21 protein-coding genes and 1 other RNA gene are annotated in these 19360 nt (G+C 58.0%); 15 read left to right on the top strand and 7 right to left on the bottom strand.

Features of this window, described 5'->3' with window-relative positions; all coding sequences use genetic code 11:
• The first annotated feature begins 159 nt into the window (after positions 1-159).
• Both NL116_RS26175 and NL116_RS26170 read left to right on the top strand, forming a co-directional pair.
• Complete coding sequence (locus NL116_RS26175; protein WP_494374663.1) at positions 160-804, top strand: MBL fold metallo-hydrolase; 645 nt, start codon at positions 160-162, stop codon at positions 802-804.
• Positions 805-907: 103 nt separating this feature from the next.
• Positions 908-1612 (top strand): YiaD family glycine zipper/OmpA-like lipoprotein, encoded by a 705-nt coding sequence (locus NL116_RS26170; protein ID WP_494374662.1) that lies wholly within the window; start codon positions 908-910, stop codon positions 1610-1612.
• Positions 1613-1709: 97 nt separating this feature from the next.
• Here the strand turns inward: NL116_RS26170 and NL116_RS26165 are convergent, their stop codons facing one another.
• Positions 1710-2144, bottom strand: coding sequence for a Z-ring associated ZapG family protein (locus NL116_RS26165; RefSeq protein WP_494374661.1), 435 nt, complete (start codon positions 2142-2144; stop codon positions 1710-1712).
• Positions 2145-2288: 144 nt separating this feature from the next.
• Here NL116_RS26165 and NL116_RS26160 point away from each other — a divergent pair, with 144 nt between their 5' ends.
• The 3 genes from NL116_RS26160 (at position 2289) to zapE (ending at position 5484) form a co-directional block, all read left to right on the top strand.
• On the top strand, positions 2289-2918 hold the full coding sequence (locus NL116_RS26160; protein ID WP_494374660.1) for an alpha/beta hydrolase: 630 nt from the start codon (positions 2289-2291) through the stop codon (positions 2916-2918).
• A 24-nt stretch (positions 2919-2942) separates the two neighbouring features.
• Positions 2943-4298 carry a tryptophan--tRNA ligase gene (locus tag NL116_RS26155; RefSeq protein ID WP_494374659.1) on the top strand — a complete coding sequence of 452 codons (1356 nt, stop codon included), beginning with the start codon at positions 2943-2945 and terminating at the stop codon, positions 4296-4298.
• A 91-nt stretch (positions 4299-4389) separates the two neighbouring features.
• Positions 4390-5484 carry a cell division protein ZapE gene (zapE, locus tag NL116_RS26150; protein ID WP_027922671.1) on the top strand — a complete coding sequence of 365 codons (1095 nt, stop codon included), beginning with the start codon at positions 4390-4392 and terminating at the stop codon, positions 5482-5484.
• 78 nt (positions 5485-5562) lie between these two features.
• On the opposite strand, the gene NL116_RS26145 is transcribed toward zapE, so the two are convergent.
• Positions 5563-6459, bottom strand: a complete 897-nt coding sequence (locus NL116_RS26145; RefSeq protein ID WP_494378137.1) for a GlxA family transcriptional regulator — start codon at positions 6457-6459, stop codon at positions 5563-5565.
• 244 nt (positions 6460-6703) lie between these two features.
• Here NL116_RS26145 and NL116_RS26140 point away from each other — a divergent pair, with 244 nt between their 5' ends.
• Positions 6704-7840, top strand: a complete 1137-nt coding sequence (locus NL116_RS26140; protein ID WP_123435085.1) for an acyl-CoA dehydrogenase family protein — start codon at positions 6704-6706, stop codon at positions 7838-7840.
• Positions 7841-7884: 44 nt separating this feature from the next.
• Here NL116_RS26140 and NL116_RS26135 read toward each other — a convergent pair whose 3' ends face one another.
• Positions 7885-8925 carry an NADP(H)-dependent aldo-keto reductase gene (locus NL116_RS26135; protein WP_494374658.1) on the bottom strand — a complete coding sequence of 347 codons (1041 nt, stop codon included), beginning with the start codon at positions 8923-8925 and terminating at the stop codon, positions 7885-7887.
• 245 nt (positions 8926-9170) lie between these two features.
• Between NL116_RS26135 and rplM the strand changes: the two genes are divergently transcribed.
• The 7 genes from rplM (at position 9171) to NL116_RS26100 (ending at position 14059) form a co-directional block, all read left to right on the top strand.
• Complete coding sequence (gene rplM / locus NL116_RS26130; protein ID WP_007905295.1) at positions 9171-9599, top strand: 50S ribosomal protein L13; 429 nt, start codon at positions 9171-9173, stop codon at positions 9597-9599.
• Between the two features lie 14 nt (positions 9600-9613).
• On the top strand, positions 9614-10006 hold the full coding sequence (gene rpsI, locus NL116_RS26125) for a 30S ribosomal protein S9 (protein ID WP_002555064.1): 393 nt from the start codon (positions 9614-9616) through the stop codon (positions 10004-10006).
• Positions 10007-10274: 268 nt separating this feature from the next.
• Complete coding sequence (gene petA / locus NL116_RS26120) at positions 10275-10868, top strand: ubiquinol-cytochrome c reductase iron-sulfur subunit (RefSeq protein WP_494374657.1); 594 nt, start codon at positions 10275-10277, stop codon at positions 10866-10868.
• Positions 10868-12079 (top strand): cytochrome b, encoded by a 1212-nt coding sequence (locus NL116_RS26115; RefSeq protein ID WP_494374656.1) that lies wholly within the window; start codon positions 10868-10870, stop codon positions 12077-12079. Before petA ends, NL116_RS26115 begins: the two co-directional genes overlap by 1 nt.
• Positions 12079-12861 (top strand): cytochrome c1, encoded by a 783-nt coding sequence (locus NL116_RS26110; RefSeq protein ID WP_494374655.1) that lies wholly within the window; start codon positions 12079-12081, stop codon positions 12859-12861. The genes NL116_RS26115 and NL116_RS26110 overlap by 1 nt, the downstream gene beginning before the upstream one ends.
• A gap of 150 nt (positions 12862-13011) precedes the next feature.
• Positions 13012-13629 carry a glutathione S-transferase N-terminal domain-containing protein gene (locus NL116_RS26105; RefSeq protein WP_027922678.1) on the top strand — a complete coding sequence of 206 codons (618 nt, stop codon included), beginning with the start codon at positions 13012-13014 and terminating at the stop codon, positions 13627-13629.
• A gap of 16 nt (positions 13630-13645) precedes the next feature.
• Positions 13646-14059 (top strand): ClpXP protease specificity-enhancing factor, encoded by a 414-nt coding sequence (locus tag NL116_RS26100; protein ID WP_212626606.1) that lies wholly within the window; start codon positions 13646-13648, stop codon positions 14057-14059.
• A 104-nt stretch (positions 14060-14163) separates the two neighbouring features.
• Here NL116_RS26100 and NL116_RS26095 read toward each other — a convergent pair whose 3' ends face one another.
• The 4 genes from NL116_RS26095 to NL116_RS26080 all read right to left on the bottom strand — a co-directional run bounded on the left by NL116_RS26095 (position 14164) and on the right by NL116_RS26080 (position 17613).
• On the bottom strand, positions 14164-14745 hold the full coding sequence (locus tag NL116_RS26095; protein WP_494374654.1) for a BON domain-containing protein: 582 nt from the start codon (positions 14743-14745) through the stop codon (positions 14164-14166).
• The gene (locus NL116_RS26090; RefSeq protein ID WP_008025961.1) at positions 14742-15335 is read right to left on the bottom strand and encodes a phosphoheptose isomerase; all 594 of its coding nucleotides are present in this window, start codon (positions 15333-15335) and stop codon (positions 14742-14744) included. The genes NL116_RS26095 and NL116_RS26090 overlap by 4 nt, the downstream gene beginning before the upstream one ends.
• Before the next feature lie 104 nt (positions 15336-15439).
• The gene (locus NL116_RS26085; RefSeq protein ID WP_081743924.1) at positions 15440-15802 is read right to left on the bottom strand and encodes a YraN family protein; all 363 of its coding nucleotides are present in this window, start codon (positions 15800-15802) and stop codon (positions 15440-15442) included.
• Complete coding sequence (locus NL116_RS26080) at positions 15802-17613, bottom strand: penicillin-binding protein activator (protein WP_494374653.1); 1812 nt, start codon at positions 17611-17613, stop codon at positions 15802-15804. The genes NL116_RS26085 and NL116_RS26080 overlap by 1 nt, the downstream gene beginning before the upstream one ends.
• Before the next feature lie 176 nt (positions 17614-17789).
• Between NL116_RS26080 and rsmI the strand changes: the two genes are divergently transcribed.
• On the top strand, positions 17790-18695 hold the full coding sequence (gene rsmI, locus NL116_RS26075; RefSeq protein ID WP_494374652.1) for a 16S rRNA (cytidine(1402)-2'-O)-methyltransferase: 906 nt from the start codon (positions 17790-17792) through the stop codon (positions 18693-18695).
• A 75-nt stretch (positions 18696-18770) separates the two neighbouring features.
• An RNA gene (gene rnpB, locus NL116_RS26070) (RNase P RNA component class A) lies at positions 18771-19124 on the top strand.
• Positions 19125-19360: the final 236 nt, after the last annotated feature.

The following is a 19360-nucleotide window of genomic DNA, read 5'->3' as shown; positions in this document are numbered from 1 at the left end:
TGCAATTCTGCACCAGAATCGCTAGGTTTGATATCATATGGCCACTCCTTTTGTTTTGCTGACGTCAAGTCATTGGCCTGGCGAAGTGTATCGGCCAGTGGCGTAGAATCCTGAAGCCATGTTCAATGCCTTCTGTCCAATACAGGCCATCGATTTCCCATGACCGTCACAAGTCCTGCCCTGATTCGCGAAACCTTCCCCGTCGGCCCTTTGCAGTGCAACTGCACAATCATCGGCGATCCAGTCAGCAAAAAAGCGATCGTAGTCGACCCAGGCGGCAATCATGAATTGATTCTGGCGCGCCTCGATGCTCTGGGCCTGAAGGTCGTCAGCATCATTCATACCCACGCGCATCTGGATCACTTCCTGGCCTCCGGCCAGCTCAAGGAGAAAACCGGCGCAACCTTGCACTTGCACCAAGAAGATCAGTTCCTTTGGGACAATCTGGAGATGCAATGCCAAATGTTCGGTGTGCCTTACACGCCGGTGCCATCGCCGGATCGCTGGCTGGCCGATGACGAAGAGCTGGCCTGCGGTTGCGGTGTGGCGATCCACACGCCGGGGCATACGCCAGGCTCCATGAGCTTCTGGTTTTCAGAGGCTAAGCTGCTGATTGCCGGTGACACATTGTTTCGTCGTGGGGTAGGGCGCACGGATTTATGGGGTGGCGATCAGGCAACCATCGTGCGTTCGATCAAGCAGCGACTGTATACCCTCGACGAAGAAGCGATCGTGGTCACCGGGCATGGTCCAGACACGCGCCTGGGTGATGAAATGCGCGAGAACCCGTTCGTGCGAGCCTGATTTGTAACACTGGGAATTTTTGACCGGCGCGACGATCCAACGCCCGCTAAGGTCCAATGCTTCAGTCCGTTGCACCACAGAATGAAAAAAGTAGGAGCTCTTAATGTTCACCACGCGTCGTTTGATTATTGTCGCTACCGCAGTGGCCTTGCTGTCTGGCTGTGCTTCGCCCAACCCTTACAATGGCCAGCCTCAGGGACAGGCTGATACCGGCTCTCAAGGCATGAGCAAAACTGCTAAATACGGCGGGCTCGGTGCCCTGGCAGGTGCACTGGCCGGCGCCGCAATCAACCACGATAACCGTGGCAAGGGCGCGTTGATCGGCGCAGCGGTAGTGGGTGCTTCCGCCGCCGGTTACGGTTACTACGCCGACCAGCAAGAGAAAAAGCTGCGCGCCAGCATGGCCAACACCGGGGTTGAGGTGCAGCGCCAAGGCGATCAGATCAAGCTGATCATGCCAGGCAACATCACGTTCGCCACCGACTCGGCGAACATCGCCCCAAGCTTCTATCAGCCGTTGAACAGCCTGGCGGGCTCGCTCAAGGAGTTCAACCAGAACCAGATCGAGATCGTCGGCTACACCGACAGCACCGGCAGCCGCCAACACAACATGGACCTGTCCCAGCGTCGTGCGCAGAGCGTGGCGACTTACCTGACGTCGCAAGGCGTGAGCGGCGCCAACCTCTCGGCTCGCGGTGCCGGCCCGGATAGCCCGATTGCCAGCAACGCTGATGCCAATGGTCGAGCACAGAACCGTCGGGTTGAAGTCAACTTGAAAGCGATTCCGGGTCAGCAGTATCCTCAGTAACACCGTTATACGTTTACTAACCTGACTGAACCCCAGGCGTAAAAAAGCCCGCCCGATCCTCAACAGATCGGGCGGGCTTTTTTGTTGCGAAACCTGATTACTTCCTCAGGCCGTAATGCTCATCGAGCATGCCCGGCGCGTTCGGTGATTTGGGGGCGTAGTCGCGAGGCGGCTCCTGATTGCGTGGTGGCGTCAGGCGTTCACGCGGGGCCGCTGCCGCGTCGGCGTGCAGCGAGGCCAGCAGGCGTTGGCGAGTCTGCTCGTCCAGGGCCAGGCGGTTGGCGCCCTCGGCGAGGTGATCCTGCACTTCCTGGTAGCTCTGAGTCAGCTTCTTGACCAGGGTGGCAGTGCTGTTGAAGTGGGTCACCACCTCATTCTGATAACTGTCGAAACGTTCCTGAATGTCATCCAGCTGACGTTGCGTGCTGCTCGGCGCGGCATTCGGCACCAGGCGAGCGATCAGGAATCCAATGGCGACACCCACAACCAGGGCAAGAGTCGGTAACAACCAAACTAAGAGCGAGTGTTCCACGAGTCCTTCCTCTATAAACGGCTTTGCTTTACGTTAACGGCTCGAACCTGCGCTGTATACCGCGATTCACTCGCAATAGATTGGCACAGACAATTTGCTAGACGAGTCGACCCGATTCGAGGTCACGGAGTTCCTTCCTTGCTTATGCGCGAAACCCCTGTAGTGATTGATGGCCCGGTGGGTCAACTGGAAGCCCTTTATTTGGATAACGAGCAGCCGCGCGGCCTGGCGCTGATCTGCCATCCGAACCCGGTGCAGGGCGGCACCATGCTCAACAAAGTAGTCTCGACCCTGCAGCGCACCGCGCGCGATGCCGGTTTGATTACCTTGCGTTTCAATTACCGTGGCGTCGGCGCCAGCGAAGGCTCGCACGACATGGGCACCGGCGAAGTTGATGATGCCCAGGCTGCGGCGCAATGGCTGCGAGAAAAACATCCGGATCTGCCGCTGACTCTGTTCGGTTTCTCCTTTGGCGGTTTTGTTGCCGCCAGTCTCGGCGGACGTCTGGAAGCCTTGGGTGAACAACTGCAACATTTGTTTATGGTCGCGCCGGCAGTCATGCGCCTGGGTGATCAGGATCAACTGCCGCATCAGGGCCAGTTGACCCTGATCCAGCCGGAAACCGACGAAGTGATCGATCCGCAAGCCGTCTACGACTGGTCCGCGAAACTCGAGCGTCCCCATGAGCTGCTGAAAGTGGCAGAATGCGGACACTTTTTTCATGGCAAGCTGACCGATCTCAAGGATCTGATCCTGCCGCGTCTTTCGAAATGATTGCAGTCTGACAAGCGATTACCCATGACGACTCGTACCCGTATCCTCACCGGCATTACCACCACCGGCACGCCGCACCTGGGCAACTACGCCGGCGCCATCCGCCCGGCGATCGTCGCCAGCCGTGACAGCAATGCCGATTCGTTCTACTTCCTGGCCGACTACCACGCCCTGATCAAATGCGATGACCCGCTGCGTATCCAGCGCTCGCGTCTGGAAATCGCCGCGACCTGGCTGGCCGGTGGCCTGGATGTGGACCGCGTGACGTTCTATCGCCAGTCCGACATCCCGGAAATCCCTGAGCTGACCTGGCTGCTGACCTGCGTCGCCGCCAAGGGCTTGCTCAACCGCGCCCACGCCTACAAGGCTTCGGTGGACAAGAACGTCGAGACCGGCGAAGACCCGGATGCCGGCATCACCATGGGCTTGTACAGCTACCCGGTGCTGATGGCCGCGGACATTTTGATGTTCAACGCGCACAAGGTGCCGGTCGGTCGTGACCAGATCCAGCACGTGGAAATGGCCCGCGACATCGGCCAGCGCTTCAACCATTTATTCGGTCGGGGCAAAGAATTCTTCACCATGCCTGAAGCGCTGATCGAAGAAAGCGTTGCCACGTTGCCCGGCCTCGACGGTCGCAAGATGTCGAAGAGCTACGACAACACCATCCCGTTGTTCAGCAGTGCCAAAGAGATGAAGGACGCGATTTCGCGGATCGTCACCGATTCACGCGCGCCGGGCGAAGCCAAGGACCCGGACAACTCGCACCTGTTCACCCTGTTCCAGGCGTTTGCCACCCCGGCGCAGTCCGATGAATTCCGCAGCGAATTGTTGCAAGGCCTGGGTTGGGGGGAAGCGAAGAGTCGTCTGTTCCAGTTGCTGGACAGCGAGCTGGGCGAATCCCGCGAGCGTTATCACCAGTTGATCGAGCGTCCGGCAGACCTCGAAGACATGCTGCAGATCGGTGCCAAAAAGGCCCGTTCGGTGGCGACGCCGTTCCTTCACGAGCTGCGTGAAGCGGTCGGCCTGCGTTCTTTCGTGGCCCAGACTCAAGTCGCCGCCACCACCAGGAAAAAAGCTGTGAAAGCCGCACGTTTTGTCAGTTTCCGTGAAGACGACGGCAGTTTCCGCTTCCGTTTGCTGGCCGCCGATGGCGAGCAATTGCTGCTGTCGCGCAACTTCGCCGACGGTAAAACCTCCGGGCAAGTGACCAAGCAACTGCAAGCGGGCCAGCCTCTGGACGTGCGCAGCGAAGACCGGAGCTTCAGCGTCTGGCTGGAAGGCGAGTGCGTGGCAGACAGCCCGGCATTCGCTGACAGCGCTGCGCGTGACGTCGCCATCGCCGCCCTGCGCGTTGCGTTGACGCCGGTTCAGGAATAAATCCGCGGCTCGACCCGACCAAGGGCCGATTGCCATTCCCCCGGGCCGTCGCTACAGTGACGGCCCGTTTTTGTTGCCTTGCTAACGAATTATGACGCCCCTAGAACGATATCAAGCTGATCTGAAGCGCCCGGAATTCTTCCATGATGCTGCGCAGGAAACTGCTGTGCGCCATTTGCAGCGTCTGTACGACGATCTGGTCGCGGCCTCGCAGAGCAAACCGGGCCTGTTTGGCAAACTGTTTGGCAAGAAAGAGCAGGCGCCGGTCAAGGGCCTGTACTTCTGGGGCGGCGTGGGTCGCGGGAAGACTTACCTGGTCGACACGTTCTTCGAAGCGCTGCCGTTCAAGGAAAAGACCCGGACTCACTTCCACCGCTTCATGAAGCGTGTGCACGAAGAGATGAAGACCCTCGGCGGCGAGAAGAACCCGCTGACCATCATCGCCAAGCGTTTCTCCGACGAGTCGCGAGTGATCTGCTTCGATGAGTTCTTCGTCTCCGACATCACCGACGCCATGATTCTTGGCACGCTGATGGAAGAGCTGTTCAAGAATGGCGTGACCCTGGTCGCGACCTCGAACATCGTGCCGGACGGCCTGTACAAGGACGGCCTGCAACGCGCTCGCTTCTTGCCGGCCATCGCTCTGATCAAGCAGAACACCGACATCGTCAACGTCGACAGCGGCGTCGATTACCGTCTGCGTCATCTCGAGCAAGCGGAGTTGTTCCACTTTCCGCTGGACGAAGCTGCTCAGGAAAGCCTGCGCAAAAGCTTCCGCGCGCTGACGCCGGAATGCACGGCCGCGGTCGAAAACGACGTACTGATGATCGAGAATCGTGCCATCCGCGCGGTACGTACTTGTGATGACGTGGCTTGGTTCGACTTCCGTGAGCTGTGTGACGGCCCACGCAGCCAGAACGATTACATCGAACTGGGCAAGATCTTCCACGCCGTATTGCTCAGCGGTGTCGAGCAGATGAGCGTCACCACTGACGACATCGCCCGTCGCTTTATCAACATGGTCGACGAGTTCTACGACCGTAACGTCAAGCTGATCATTTCAGCCGAAGTCGAGCTCAAAGATCTCTACACCGGCGGTCGCTTGAACTTCGAGTTCCAGCGCACGCTCAGCCGTCTGCTGGAGATGCAGTCGCACGAATTCCTGTCCCGGGCGCATAAACCGTAGGGCGATTCGGAAACAAAAAAAGGGCTTGCATTTGCAGGCCCTTTTTTTTTGCCTTTTACAGGCGTGCTGATCGGGCGCTTATGCGGCTTGCTGAAACTGCTGCCGATACTGGTTCGGCGACAGTTCCGTGTGCTGGCGGAACAGCCGCGCAAAGAAGCTTGCATCGTCGTATCCAACTTCATAGCTGATGGTCTTGATGCTCTTGCGGCTGCCGGACAGCAGGCCCTTGGCGGTTTCGATGCGCAGGCGTTGCAGGTAATGCAGCGGCTTGTCACCAGTTGCGGTCTGGAAGCGGCGCATGAAGTTGCGGATGCTCATGCCGTGTTCGCGGGCGACGTCTTCGAAGCGGAATTTGTCGGCGAAATGCTCTTCGAGCCAATGCTGGATCTGCAGGATGATCACGTCCTGGTGCAGCTTTTGACCACCAAAACCGATGCGTCCAGGGGAATAGCTGCGCTGCACTTCGTAGAGGATATCTCGCGCCACCGCCTGTGAAACATTGGCGCCGCAGAAGCGTTCGATCAAGTAGATGTAGAGGTCGCAGGCCGATGTGGTGCCGCCGGCGCAATACAGGTTGTCGGCGTCGGTCAGGTGCTTGTCCTGATTGAGCTGAACCTGCGGGTAGCGCTCGGCGAACGCACTGAAGAATCGCCAGTAAGTGGTCGCTTCCTTGCCATTGAGCAGGCCGGCCTCGGCGAGCCAGAACACTCCGGTCGCTTCGCCGCATAACACCGCGCCGCGGGCATGTTGCTCGCGCAGCCAGGGCAGGACCTGTGGATAGCGTTTGCAGAGTGTCTCGAAATCGTCCCAGAAGGCCGGGAGAATGATGATGTCGGCATTCTCCAGGCCGCCATCCACCGGAATGATCACATCGCTGAAACTGTGAACCGGCTTGCCGTCGGGGCTGACCAGCCGAGTTTCAAACGCTGGTGTCAGGCCCTGGCCGAGCTGTTTTCCATAGCGCAGGCTGGCCAGATGAAAGAAATCTTTGGCTTGCAGGAGGGTGGAAGCGAAAACCCGGTCGATCGCCAGGATGCTGACGCGCCGCAGGAGCGTGGAGGCTTGCTTAGACATAATTCAACTTTATTTTTATAAGGGAAAGTGGTCATCAAACGGCTGGATCGTCTTATTTTTTGTCTGATGTGTCCAGTGTCCTGTGTCGGTAGTGAGGCTTAGTCTCTGAAGGTTCATACCTTCTAACAATAACGACAGGTGCCGCATGATCCCCAGAACCTTGTTCAGCTCCGAGCACGAACTTTTCCGCGACAGCGTGCGAACGTTCCTCGAAAAAGAGGCTGTGCCGTTTCATGCGCAGTGGGAAAAACAAGGCTATATCGACCGAAAACTCTGGAACAAGGCAGGGGAGGCGGGGATGTTGTGTTCGCATCTGCCGGAGGAATACGGCGGGTTGGGGGCGGACTTTTTGTACAGCGCGGTGGTGATCGAAGAGGTCGGACGGCTGGGGCTGACCGGGATCGGTTTCTCCCTGCATTCGGACATTGTGGCGCCTTACATCCTGCATTACGGCAGTGAGGCGCTGAAGCACAAGTACCTGCCGAAACTGGTTTCCGGCGAGATGGTTACGGCGATCGCCATGACCGAGCCGGGGGCCGGTTCCGACCTGCAAGGGGTGAAGACCACCGCAGTGCTGGACGGTGACGAGTACGTCATCAACGGTTCGAAAACCTTTATCACCAACGGCTTTCTGGCGGACCTGGTGATAGTCGTGGCCAAGACCGATCCCAAGGCTGGCGCCAAGGGTACCAGTCTGTTTCTGGTCGAAGCCGATACCCCCGGTTTCGACAAGGGCAAACGCCTGGAAAAGGTCGGGATGAAGGCCCAGGACACGTCGGAATTATTCTTTCAGGACGTTCGGGTGCCCAAGGAAAACCTGTTGGGGCAGGCCGGAATGGGCTTCGCTTACCTGATGCAGGAATTGCCGCAAGAGCGCCTCACCGTGGCTATCGGCGGGCTGGCGTCGGCTGAAGCTGCGCTGCAATGGACGCTGGATTACACCCGCGAGCGCAAGGCGTTCGGCAAGGCGATTGCCGACTTCCAGAACACGCGCTTCAAACTGGCTGAGATGGCGACCGAAATTCAGATTGGCCGGGTCTTCGTCGATCGCTGTCTGGAGTTGCACCTGCAAGGCAAGCTGGACGTGCCGACGGCGGCGATGGCGAAGTATTGGGGCACGGACCTGCAATGCAAGGTGCTCGACGAGTGCGTGCAGTTGCATGGCGGTTACGGCTTTATGTGGGAATACCCGATTGCCCGGGCGTGGGCGGATGCGCGGGTGCAGCGGATTTATGCGGGGACCAATGAAATCATGAAGGAGATTATTGCGCGGTCGCTGTAATTTGCGGTGACTCGACTTGCTCGCGAAGGCTTTTTATCAGGCGATCAAGGCGCCGGGTTCGGGTGATCCTTGTGAATCGCCTCAATCCCTTCCAGCACTTCATCCGACAGCTTCAGCTCGAAGCTCGCTAAATTGCTTTCAAGCTGCTCCATCGTCGTCGCGCCGATGATGTTGCTGGTGACGAACGGTTGCTGAGTGACGAATGCCAGTGCCATCTGCGCCGGGTCCAGGCCGTGTTCACGCGCCAGTGCCACGTAACGGCTGCACGCTGCTTCCGACTGTGGGTTGAAATAGCGGCTGAAGCGGCTGTAGAGGCTCAGGCGGCCTTTCGGTGGGCGGGCGCCACCTTCGTACTTGCCCGAGAGGAAACCGAACGCCAGCGGTGAGTAGGCGAGCAAGCCGCATTGTTCGCGAATGGCAATTTCTGCCAGGCCGACTTCGAAGCTGCGGTTGAGCAGGTTGTACGGGTTCTGGATCGACACGGCACGCGGCCAGCCACGGGCTTCGGCCAGGGCGAGGAAGCGCATGGTCCCCCATGGCGTTTCATTGGACAGGCCGATGTGGCGGATCTTGCCGGCCTTTACCTGTTCGTCCAGCGCTTGGAGAGTGTCTTCCAGCGGCGTGAGGTTGGCTTCGCTCTTGTGCTTGTAGCCCAGCTGTCCGAAGAAGTTGGTGCTGCGTTCCGGCCAGTGCAGTTGGTAGAGGTCGATGTAGTCGGTTTGCAGGCGCTTGAGGCTGGCGTCAACGGCTTCGGTGATGTGCTGGCGGTTGTGGCGAAGATTTTTGTCGCGGATATAGTCGATGGTGTTGCCGGGGCCGGCGATCTTGCTGGCCAGGATCCAGTCGGCGCGATCGCCGCGGCTTTTGAAGTAATTGCCGATATAGCGCTCGGTGGTGGCGTAGGTTTCGGCCTTGGGTGGCACCGGGTACATTTCGGCAGTGTCGATGAAATTGATCCCGGCACTTTTGGCCCGTTCAATCTGCGCGAAGGCTTCAGCCTCGCTGTTTTGCTCGCCCCAGGTCATGGTTCCGAGGCAGATGGCGCTCACGTTCAGATTGGTTCTGCCTAGCTGGCGATAGTCCATCAGGTACTCCTTGGGCAAAACAATCATAAAAGCAGGTTGAATTATTTTTCGCAATCTGCATAATTGCGCACCTCTTTCTGCAGTGGAAGTGATGCGCCGCCGCCGAAGAATCTTGCCGTTGAACGGACGCGCCGACCCGAGCCCCCGAAAGCGTCTGTATCCGGCTGCCTTTGACTTGTCAAAGTACGCACTATTCAGTAAGATCCGCCGTCTAATTTACAGGGCGGCCCCTGAGGCTATAAAGAATGAAAACTTTTACTGCTAAACCGGAAACAGTACAGCGCGACTGGTTTGTCGTCGACGCTGCAGGTCAGACCCTGGGTCGTCTGGCCACCGAAATCGCGAGCCGTCTGCGTGGCAAGCATAAAGCTGAGTACACTCCTCACGTTGACACCGGCGATTACATCGTCGTTATCAACGCCGAGCAGATTCGTGTAACCGGTGCTAAAACCACCGACAAAATCTACTACTCCCACTCCGGTTTCCCGGGCGGCATCAAGTCGATCAACTTCGAAAAGCTGATCGCTAAAGCCCCTGAGCGCGTGATCGAGACCGCGGTCAAAGGCATGCTGCCTAAGAACCCGCTGGGTCGCGACATGTATCGTAAGCTGAAAGTCTATGCGGGCGCTGTACACCCTCATACTGCTCAGCAGCCCCAAGAACTGAAGTTTTAACGGAATAGTTCATTATGTCGGCGACTCAAAATTACGGCACTGGCCGTCGCAAGACCGCAACCGCACGCGTTTTCCTGCGTCCGGGCACTGGTAACATCTCCATCAACAACCGTTCGCTGGATAATTTCTTCGGCCGCGAAACTGCCCGCATGGTAGTTCGTCAGCCGCTGGAATTGACTGAGACTGTCGAGAAGTTCGACATCTACGTCACCGTGATCGGCGGTGGTGTAAGTGGTCAAGCTGGCGCAATCCGCCACGGTATCACTCGCGCACTGATGCAGTACGACGAAACCCTGCGTGGCGCTCTGCGCAAAGCTGGCTTCGTAACTCGCGATGCTCGTGAAGTTGAACGTAAGAAAGTCGGTCTGCGTAAAGCGCGTAAGCGTCCGCAGTACTCGAAGCGTTAATTCGCTTTCACGTTCAAAAAGAGCGCCCAGCCTCCTCACGGAGCTGGGCGTTTTTTTATGCGCGCGATTTATCAAAGAATTGCGCTGTGACAACTTGCCACAGCCGTAGAGCCCCTATACTGCAAGGCTTGGCAGTGGAGCCCTTGGGTAATTACCTTGTCAGAATTGGGGCTTTTCATTACCATTCGGCAAAATTTTTATAAGTACATAGATTTACTTAGTAGATGCCTGATTTAACAGGCCACAAAAGCTGATGGGAGAGGACTGAATGAGCAATGACGGCGTGAATACAGGCCGGCGTCGCTTCTTGGTAGCAGCCACATCCGTGGTGGGTGCTGCAGGAGCGGTGGGGGCTGCGGTCCCGTTCGTGGGGTCATGGTTTCCCAGTGCCAAGGCGAAAGCCGCAGGTGCACCGGTGAAAGTGAATGTCAGCAAAATCGAGCCAGGTCAGCAGATGATTGCTGAGTGGCGCGGCCAGCCGGTATTCATTGTCCGCCGTACTCCGGAAATCCTGACGAATCTGAAAAAGATCGAAGACCAGCTCGCCGATCCTGATTCCAAGCAATCGACGCAACCGGCCTATGTCAATCCGGAAACGCGTTCGATCAAGCCAGAAATTCTGCTACTGATCGGCATTTGCACGCACTTGGGTTGTTCGCCTACTTTCCGTCCGGAAGTGGCACCTGTGGATCTTGGTCCGAAATGGGTGGGTGGCTATTTCTGCCCGTGCCACGGTTCCCATTACGATCTGGCTGGTCGCGTCTACAAGTCGCAACCTGCGCCTTTGAACCTGCCAGTTCCCCCGCATTCCTATGAGACCGATGAGATTATTGTCATCGGCGTCGATACGGAGAAAGCGTGATGAGCAAGTTCATGGATTGGGTTGATGCGCGCTTTCCCGCGACCAAAATGTGGGAAGACCATCTCAGCAAGTATTACGCCCCGAAGAACTTCAACTTCTTCTATTTCTTTGGTTCCCTGGCGCTGCTCGTTCTGGTTAACCAGATCGTCACCGGTGTCTGGCTGACCATGAGCTACACCCCGTCGGCAGAAGAGGCGTTTGCTTCCGTCGAATACATCATGCGCGACGTCGAGTACGGCTCGATCCTGCGTCTGCTGCACTCCACTGGCGCTTCGGCGTTCTTCATCGTGGTCTATCTGCACATGTTCCGTGGCTTGCTCTACGGTTCGTACCAGAAGCCGCGTGAGCTGGTGTGGGTTTTCGGCATGCTGATCTACCTGGCGCTGATGGCTGAAGCCTTCATGGGTTACCTGCTGCCGTGGGGCCAGATGTCCTACTGGGGTGCCCAGGTGATCATCTCGCTGTTCGGTGCGATCCCGGTAATTGGCAACGACCTGACCCAGTGGATCCGTGGTGACTACCTGATTTCCGGTATCACCCTGAACCGCTTCTTCGCTCTGCACGTTGTTGCCCTGCCGATCGTGATTCTCGGTCTGGTGGTGCTGCACGTTCTGGCGTTGCACGAAGTCGGTTCGAACAACCCGGATGGCCTCGACATCAAGAAATACAAAGACGAAAACGGCGTACCGCTGGACGGCATTGCCTTCCACCCGTACTACACCGTGAAAGATATCGTCGGCGTGGTGGTGTTCCTGTTCATCTTCTGCTCGATCGTGTTCTTCTTCCCGGAAATGGGCGGTTACTTCCTGGAGAAACCGAACTTTGAAGTGGCGAACGCCTTCAAGACCCCAGAGCACATCGCTCCGGTCTGGTACTTCACTCCGTTCTACGCGATTCTGCGGGCGGTTCCGGACAAACTCCTGGGCGTTATTGCCATGGGCGCGGCCATCGCTGTGCTGTTCGTCCTGCCGTGGCTGGACCGCAGTCCCGTCAAGTCGATGCGCTACAAGGGCTGGATGAGCAAGATCTGGCTGTGGGTGTTCTGCATCTCGTTCGTGATTCTGGGCGTGCTGGGCGTATTGGCTCCGACCCCAGAGCGGACGTTGCTGTCGCAGGTCTGCACCTTCCTGTACTTCGCCTACTTCATTCTGATGCCGTTCTACACCAGGCTCGAGAAGACCAAACCGGTTCCGGAAAGGGTGACTGGCTGATGAAAAAGTTATTTTTTGCACTGATTCTTGCTGCTTTGCCTGTCCTGTCCTTCGCGGCTGAACACGGTGGTCCTGAGCTGGAAAAGGTCGACATCGACGTTTCTGACAAAGCGGCCTTGCAAGATGGCGCGCGTACCTTTGCGAACTATTGCATGGGCTGCCACAGCGCCAAGTTCCAGCGCTACGAGCGCGTCGCCGACGACCTGGGCATTCCCCATGATCTGATGCTCTCGAACCTGGTGTTCACCGGCGCCAAGATTGGCGACCACATGAGCATCGGCATGCAGCCGGCAGACGCCAAGGCCTGGTTCGGCGCGGCGCCGCCCGACCTGACACTGGTGGCACGTGTTCGCGGTACTGACTGGCTTTACGGCTATCTGAAGTCGTTCTACGAAGATCCGTCGCGTCCATGGGGCGTGAACAACAAGGTTTTCCCGAACGTCGGTATGCCTAACGTCCTGGCGGGCCTGCAAGGTCGTCAGATCATCGGTTGCAAGCAGGTTCAGATCGTCGAAGACGGCAAGAAGCAGTTTGACCCGCTGACCGGTACGCCTTTGACGCATGAAGCCTGTGATCAAATGACCATCGTGCCGAAAACGGGTGCCCTGACCGAAGAGCAGTTCGATGAGAAGGTCAAGAATCTGGTAACCTTCCTGGCTTACTCGGCTAACCCGGTTAAGTTGCAACATCAGCGCATTGGTACTTACGTCTTGCTGTACCTGGCGTTCTTCTTCGTGTTCGCTTATCTGCTCAAGCGCGAATACTGGAAAGATGTGCACTGATAAAGATTCAAGCAGTTGCTGTTAATCGCGCGCGCCCAAGGGCGCCTCTGAAGGTGTAACGAGTCTGGTGATCCAGGCGTTACGGGAGGCGTCCTCTGGGCGCGCTCGCTTTTCCGCTTTCGATAATTTCAACAAGCGAGGAGGACCGCCATGGGCGTGACCAATCGGTTGGCCTGTTACTCCGACCCCGCCGACCACTATTCCCACCGGGTGCGTATCGTACTTGCAGAGAAGGGTGTCAGCGCCGAGATCATTTACGTGGAAGCTGGTCGCCAGCCGCCTAAACTGATTGAGGTGAACCCTTACGGAAGCCTGCCCACCCTGGTCGATCGTGACCTGGCATTGTGGGAGTCGACCGTGGTGATGGAATATCTGGATGAGCGTTACCCGCACCCGCCCTTGCTGCCGGTTTATCCTGTGGCGCGTGCAAACAGCCGCCTGCTGATTCATCGTATTCAGCGCGACTGGTGTGGCTTGGTGGATCTGATTCTGGATTCGAAGACCAAGGAAGCTGCCCGCGTCGTCGCTCGTAAAGAGTTGCGCGAGAGCCTGACGGGCGTGTCGCCGTTGTTCGCCGACAAGCCGTTTTTCCTCAGTGAGGAACAAAGTCTGGTGGACTGCTGCCTATTGCCAATACTCTGGCGCTTGCCGATTTTGGGTATTGAACTGCCGCGGCCGGCCAAGCCGCTGCTTGATTATATGGAGCGCTCGTTTGCGCGTGAGGCTTTCCAGGCAAGTCTGTCTGGTGTCGAACGCGATATGCGCTAAGGCTTAAGGAGCCGCTATGAACTCCAGTCGACCTTATCTGGTCCGCGCGCTCTACGAGTGGATTGTGGACAACGATTGCACCCCGCACATGCTGGTCAATTCGGAATACCCGTCGGTGCAGGTGCCTCAGGGCTTTGCCAGTGACGGTCAAATCGTATTGAACGTATCGCCACAAGCCGTGCGTCACCTGCACATGGACAACGAGGCGGTCAGCTTCGAAGGGCGCTTCGGCGGTGTGCCACACACCCTGTACGTGCCTATCGCCTCGATCCTGGGTATTTATGCCCGGGAGAACGGCCAAGGCATGGTGTTCGATCTTGAGTCGCCTATGGACGACGAGGAAGAGATCGAGCCGGATGATGATATTCCGCCACCCGACAGCGAGCCGCCGCGTCCCAGCGGTCGACCCAGTTTGAAAGTGGTGAAGTAATAAAAAAGGCGATCCGAGAGGATCGCCTTTTTTATTACTTCAGGAGTGAGCCTGCTAGCGATGGCGGCCTCAAGGCCACCACCGCAAGTAGTGCTCATGCAGTATCAGTCAATGTACTCAAACAACTTCACAATCTTCTGCACACCGGAAACGCCCTGCACCAGGTTGGTCGCCTGTGTGGCTTCCTGCTTGGTCAGCAGACCCAGCAAGTAGACGATGCCGTTTTCGGTCACCACCTTGATGCGCGAGCCGGGGATGTTGGCGTCTGCGAGCATCTGGGTCTTGATCTTGGTGGTCAGCCAGGCGTCGTTCTGGCGTGCCAGCAGCGAGGAGGGCGGCAGGATCTGCAATTCGTTGTGGACGGTTTTGACCCGTTGCACAGCGGCAGCGGCCTGCTCGGCCTTGGCCTTGAGGTCTTCGCGAGGCGTCTGCCCGGCGAGCAGCACCACACCGTTGAAGCTGGTGACGACAATGTGCGAATCGTTGTCCAGGGCCGGGTCGGCCTTGGCCACGTTCACGCCGACTTTGGTATCGATCAGGGAGTCGTCGATCTTGCTGCCGAAGGTTCGCGTGCCACGGTCATCTTCAATCGGCGCTTCGCGGCTGGCGTTAACCACCGAGGTGCAGCCGCTGATGCCGATCAGGCACAGGGTCAAGGCCATCAGGCCTAGGCGATTAGAGGTCATTCTTCACTCCCGAACAGTTGGCTGTCGATCAGATCGCAAAGGCAATGGATCGCCAGCAGGTGGACTTCCTGAATACGTGCGGTGACATTGGCCGGTACGCGAATCTCGACGTCTTCGGGCAAAAGCAGTGACGCCATGCCGCCGCCATCGCGACCGGTCAATGCTACGACAATCATTTCGCGATCATGTGCGGCCTGGATCGCCTGAATTATGTTTGCCGAGTTGCCGCTGGTGGAAATCGCCAGCAATACGTCGCCGGGCTGGCCAAGGGCGCGGATCTGTTTGGAGAAAATTTCGTTGTAGCTGTAGTCGTTGGCAATCGAGGTGATGGTCGAGCTGTCGGTGGTCAGCGCGATGGCTGGCAGACTCGGGCGTTCACGCTCGAAGCGGTTGAGCAGCTCCGACGAAAAGTGCTGGGCATCGCCGGCGGAACCGCCATTGCCGCAGGAAAGCATTTTGCCCTCATTGAGCAGGGCGTTGACCATCACTTGGCTGGCTTGCTCGATGTGCGGTGCAAGTACGTCCATCGCCATTTGCTTGGTGTCGATACTGGCCTGAAAAAGCTGGCGAATTCGGGATTGCATGTCCATCTGTGTGACCTTAATTAGCGCGGCTACTCGGCACATGAATGTGCAGCCCGCAAAGCAAAGAGCAAAAGTGTTGGGTGTAGGTGTCCGGTTCGGGGCGCAAGCGATCAGCTGTCGAAGGCATTCTGAATCCAGTTCAACTGATCAAGGTTGCTGTCGATGGCAACCACGTCGAAGCGGCAAGGGGAATTGGCCCAACGCGACTCGCGCTGAAGAAAATACTGCGCGGCGAAAATCAGTTTTTGCCGTTTGCGCTCATCGATGCTGTCGAGCGCGCCACCCCATTGGGTGTTTTTTCTGTAGCGGACTTCAACGAATACTACTGTATCGCCATCTAGCATGACCAGATCAAGCTCGCCGCGTTTACACAGCCAGTTCTGCGCCAGCAGGCGCAGACCGTGTTGTTGAAGATGCTCGAGCGCATGGCGCTCGGCATCTTGACCGCTTTGCTGGCGTGACCTGTCAGGCATCAGTTCGGGGTGTCCGGCAGGCGTTGAACCTGCCCGTTGACGAACTGGGCCCACGGCAATTGGCGCACGACGCGTTGGTTCTGAGTCATGCCCAGGCTGCCCGATTGGCCCGAGAGACGGCTGTCCGGCAAGGCCTTGAGCTGTCCAAGGCGTGGCGCCAGTTGGTAGGCATCGACACCCATGGCGTACAAACGGCCTAGACTGCTGGCGGCTTGTGGCCATTGTGCCGTGACCTGTTTGCGCAGTGGGTCATTGGCGTCCAGCAGCCATGGGGTTTCGCAGAAGCGAATGCCGTTCATGTCGTTATACTGATTGACGTCACCGCTGGCACTGAACACGTGGGAAGTGGCGTAAACCGGTACATCGCCTGCGTACTGGAAGTTCAGGGTCGGTTTGATCTGTTGGGCCTGTTGCGGAGTGGCGGCCAGGAAGATGAACTCGATGTCCTGGCGACGCGAAGGCTGGGCAGCGACCTGCGAGCCTAAAGTACTTTGCAGGCTTTTTGCGCGGCCTTCGCTCTGGCGCAGCTGGAACATGTCAGCGATCTGCTGGGCCAGTTGAACCGGTTGGTCGACGCGTTCGGTGGCAACGATGCTGCCGCCGTTAGCTTGCCAGTCCTGGCTGAAGGCACGGAGTACACGATCGCCCCATTCGCCTTTCGGCACCATGATCGCGGCGCGATGCAGGCCATCGGCGCGAGCGCGGCGAGAAACTTCGCGGGCTTCGTCTTCTGCCGCCAGGCCAAACTGGAACAGTTGGGCCGGACCTTGTTCGCCTTCGCTGTAGTTCAGCGCCAGGGTCGTGATTGGCAATTGCGGACGCGAGCTGAGCTGTTTGACCAGCGGCTTTTCCAGCGGACCAACCACCAGTTGCACGCCATCGGCCTGGGCCTTTCGATAGAACTCGTCCATCGACGTCAGCTTGGAGCTGTCATAAAACTCGATGGCCGGTGGCTTCTGCCCGGCTTGTTGTGCCTGGTAGTGAGCCGCCATGAAACCTTCGCGCAGCGCTTTGCCGACGGAGGCCAATGGGCCGTCCTGTGGCAGCAGCAGGGCAATCTTGCTCAAGGGCTGGCTGGCAAGCTCCTTGAGGTTCGCCAATGCCTGCGGCAGATGAACGGCGGCAGGGTGTTTAGGGTTTTGCGCGCGCCAGTTATCAATCGCGGCTTGCTGTTGCTCCAGCGTACCGGCCGATTTCACGGCCAGTGCCAGGCCCATCCAGCCGCCGAGGTCGTCGGAGGTGGTGGGTTGCAGCTGATCGGTAGGCAGTGAGGCGATCAGGGTCCAGATCGCTTCGTGGTTTTTGCTGGCCGCTTCACCGTTCAGCATTGGCGCGATGAAAATACGCTCCCGTGCAGCGGCCAGCGTCTGGCCATCCGCTTCAAGGGCGCGAGCGTGAACAGTGCCGGTGCGAACCTGTTGCTCGACGGGCAATTCACTCAGGCGTTGCAGGCTAGGATGGCTCAAGGCGGTCAGTGCGGCTTTGGGCTGGTTGCGCGCCATCGCCAGTTCCGCCGCCAGCGTACTGGCGAAGACCTGTTGGCCTGGCTTGAGTTGTTCGACCGGAACCAGCTGCAGGATTTGCGCAGACTGGCCGGCATTTCCTTGCTGATAGGCCGCGTCTGCTGCGCTCAAGCGCAACAGGGCGGCTTTTTCCGGATCCTTGCTTTGATTGGCCTGCTCGAGCAGTTGCTCGATACTGGCATCCGGGGTCCGTGGAAGTTCGCCAAGGCTGGAGGAGGGCGAGCTGGCGCAAGCGGCCAGCAAGGCAGCGAGGCAGAGGGCAGTGAACAGCCGCAGGCAAGCGATCATGTAGTGTTCCTGATACTCGATCAAATTAGCGTGGAATTGTACCCAAGCACTGGCCGGGGCGCGATGTTACTGGCGTGAATCGATCAATTTAGCTCGTGTAAATGTTGCAGCACTGCACAATTGGCGGAAAAACCCGGCAAGGGCCAGGCGTATCGCAAGCGCCGCTACGCGCTACAATGTCGCCTTTTACCGATCATGAGGTGTGCGCTTTGACTGCTCCAGGTGCTTTGAATTCCGCTGCCGGCTCGCTTTATGTGGTGGCGACGCCCATCGGCAACCTGGACGACATCAGTGCGCGTGCACTGAAGATCCTGCGCGATGTCGCGTTGATTGCTGCCGAAGACACTCGCCACTCCCAGCGTTTGATGCAACATTTCGGCATCCCGACACCGTTGGCGGCCTGCCATGAACACAACGAACGGGATGAAGGTAGCCGTTTTATCACCCGTCTGCTGGCCGGTGACGACGTGGCGCTGATCTCCGATGCCGGCACGCCGTTGATTTCCGATCCCGGTTATCACCTGGTGCGTCAGGCTCGTGCTGCGGGGATTAATGTGGTGCCGGTGCCGGGTGCCTGTGCATTGATCGCGGCGTTGTCGGCGGCGGGCCTGCCATCTGACCGGTTCATTTTTGAGGGCTTTCTGCCGGCCAAGGCGGTCGGTCGCCGTGCTCGTCTCGAACGGGTAAAGGAAGAGCCGCGCACGCTGATTTTCTACGAAGCACCGCACCGCATCCTTGAATGCCTCCAAGATATGGAACAGGTGTTCGGTGGCGAGCGCCAGGCGCTGTTGGCTCGGGAAATCACTAAGACCTTTGAGACCCTTAAAGGTCTGCCATTGGCCGAGTTGCGCGCGTTCGTCGAGTCGGACAGCAATCAGCAGCGCGGTGAGTGTGTGGTGCTGGTGGCGGGCTGGGCTGCGCCCGAGACCGAAGACGCCGTCAGCAGCGAAGCGATGCGCATCCTTAACCTGTTGCTAGAGGAAATGCCGCTCAAACGTGCAGCGGCGTTGGCGGCGCAAATCACCGGCGAACGAAAGAATGTGCTGTATCAGGTCGCTCTGGATAAGCAGAAGGGCGAGTAAAACCCGACGTGAAGGAGGGGCCAAAGGCGTTTAGCGCTTGTTCTTCCGCCGCTCTGCCGTTAACCTTCGCGGCGGAGAGTCGATCGGACAGTCGCTGCCCTCTATGAAAATTAGGGGGGGGAGGAAAGTCCGGGCTCCATAGGGCGAAGTGCCAGGTAATGCCTGGGAGGCGTGAGCCTACGGAAAGTGCCACAGAAAATAACCGCCTAAGCGCTTCGGCGCCGGTAAGGGTGAAAAGGTGCGGTAAGAGCGCACCGCACGTCTGGCAACAGTTCGTGGCTAGGTAAACCCCACTTGGAGCAAGACCAAATAGGGTCCCAAGGCGTGGCCCGCGCTGGGACCGGGTAGGTTGCTAAAGATGTCCAGTGATGGCCATCGTAGACGAATGACTGTTCAAGACAGAACCCGGCTTACAGATCGACTCTCCACCTTTTTTCCCCTCCCTGTTTGAATCGTTGAACAGGGCGCCAGTAATGGCAATTCCCCTCCGTTCAGAATCATCAGCAGAAGCACTTTCGTAATACCAAAAAAATCTTACTCTTAACAAACTACTTTAACTTCCGAACGCAGCCCTCCGTGCTGATTCAGGTTATTGAGTCGAATGACACGTCAGTTTCCCGTAACACCTCCTTCTACGCTCCTAAATCTCAGTTCTGTAAGGGTTT

The organism is Pseudomonas sp. FBCC-B1667, from assembly GCF_059133255.1.
The sequence above is the reverse complement of the archived record's forward strand: the minus strand, read 5'-3'. Positions and strand labels throughout refer to the sequence as shown.

What these genes read in the sequence shown, in the direction of transcription:
- NL116_RS26175 (WP_494374663.1), top strand. Translation starts at nt 160, where the DNA reads ATGACCGTCACAAGTCCTGCCCTGATTCGCGAAACCTTCCCCGTCGGC.
- NL116_RS26170 (WP_494374662.1), top strand. Translation starts at nt 908, where the DNA reads ATGTTCACCACGCGTCGTTTGATTATTGTCGCTACCGCAGTGGCCTTG.
- NL116_RS26160 (WP_494374660.1), top strand. Translation starts at nt 2,289, where the DNA reads ATGCGCGAAACCCCTGTAGTGATTGATGGCCCGGTGGGTCAACTGGAA.
- NL116_RS26155 (WP_494374659.1), top strand. Translation starts at nt 2,943, where the DNA reads ATGACGACTCGTACCCGTATCCTCACCGGCATTACCACCACCGGCACG.
- zapE (WP_027922671.1), top strand. Translation starts at nt 4,390, where the DNA reads ATGACGCCCCTAGAACGATATCAAGCTGATCTGAAGCGCCCGGAATTC.
- NL116_RS26140 (WP_123435085.1), top strand. Translation starts at nt 6,704, where the DNA reads ATGATCCCCAGAACCTTGTTCAGCTCCGAGCACGAACTTTTCCGCGAC.
- NL116_RS26135 (WP_494374658.1), bottom strand. Translation starts at nt 8,925, where the DNA reads ATGGACTATCGCCAGCTAGGCAGAACCAATCTGAACGTGAGCGCCATC.
- rplM (WP_007905295.1), top strand. Translation starts at nt 9,171, where the DNA reads ATGAAAACTTTTACTGCTAAACCGGAAACAGTACAGCGCGACTGGTTT.
- rpsI (WP_002555064.1), top strand. Translation starts at nt 9,614, where the DNA reads ATGTCGGCGACTCAAAATTACGGCACTGGCCGTCGCAAGACCGCAACC.
- petA (WP_494374657.1), top strand. Translation starts at nt 10,275, where the DNA reads ATGAGCAATGACGGCGTGAATACAGGCCGGCGTCGCTTCTTGGTAGCA.
- NL116_RS26115 (WP_494374656.1), top strand. Translation starts at nt 10,868, where the DNA reads ATGAGCAAGTTCATGGATTGGGTTGATGCGCGCTTTCCCGCGACCAAA.
- NL116_RS26110 (WP_494374655.1), top strand. Translation starts at nt 12,079, where the DNA reads ATGAAAAAGTTATTTTTTGCACTGATTCTTGCTGCTTTGCCTGTCCTG.
- NL116_RS26105 (WP_027922678.1), top strand. Translation starts at nt 13,012, where the DNA reads ATGGGCGTGACCAATCGGTTGGCCTGTTACTCCGACCCCGCCGACCAC.
- NL116_RS26100 (WP_212626606.1), top strand. Translation starts at nt 13,646, where the DNA reads ATGAACTCCAGTCGACCTTATCTGGTCCGCGCGCTCTACGAGTGGATT.
- NL116_RS26095 (WP_494374654.1), bottom strand. Translation starts at nt 14,745, where the DNA reads ATGACCTCTAATCGCCTAGGCCTGATGGCCTTGACCCTGTGCCTGATC.
- NL116_RS26090 (WP_008025961.1), bottom strand. Translation starts at nt 15,335, where the DNA reads ATGGACATGCAATCCCGAATTCGCCAGCTTTTTCAGGCCAGTATCGAC.
- NL116_RS26085 (WP_081743924.1), bottom strand. Translation starts at nt 15,802, where the DNA reads ATGCCTGACAGGTCACGCCAGCAAAGCGGTCAAGATGCCGAGCGCCAT.
- NL116_RS26080 (WP_494374653.1), bottom strand. Translation starts at nt 17,613, where the DNA reads ATGATCGCTTGCCTGCGGCTGTTCACTGCCCTCTGCCTCGCTGCCTTG.
- rsmI (WP_494374652.1), top strand. Translation starts at nt 17,790, where the DNA reads ATGTCGCCTTTTACCGATCATGAGGTGTGCGCTTTGACTGCTCCAGGT.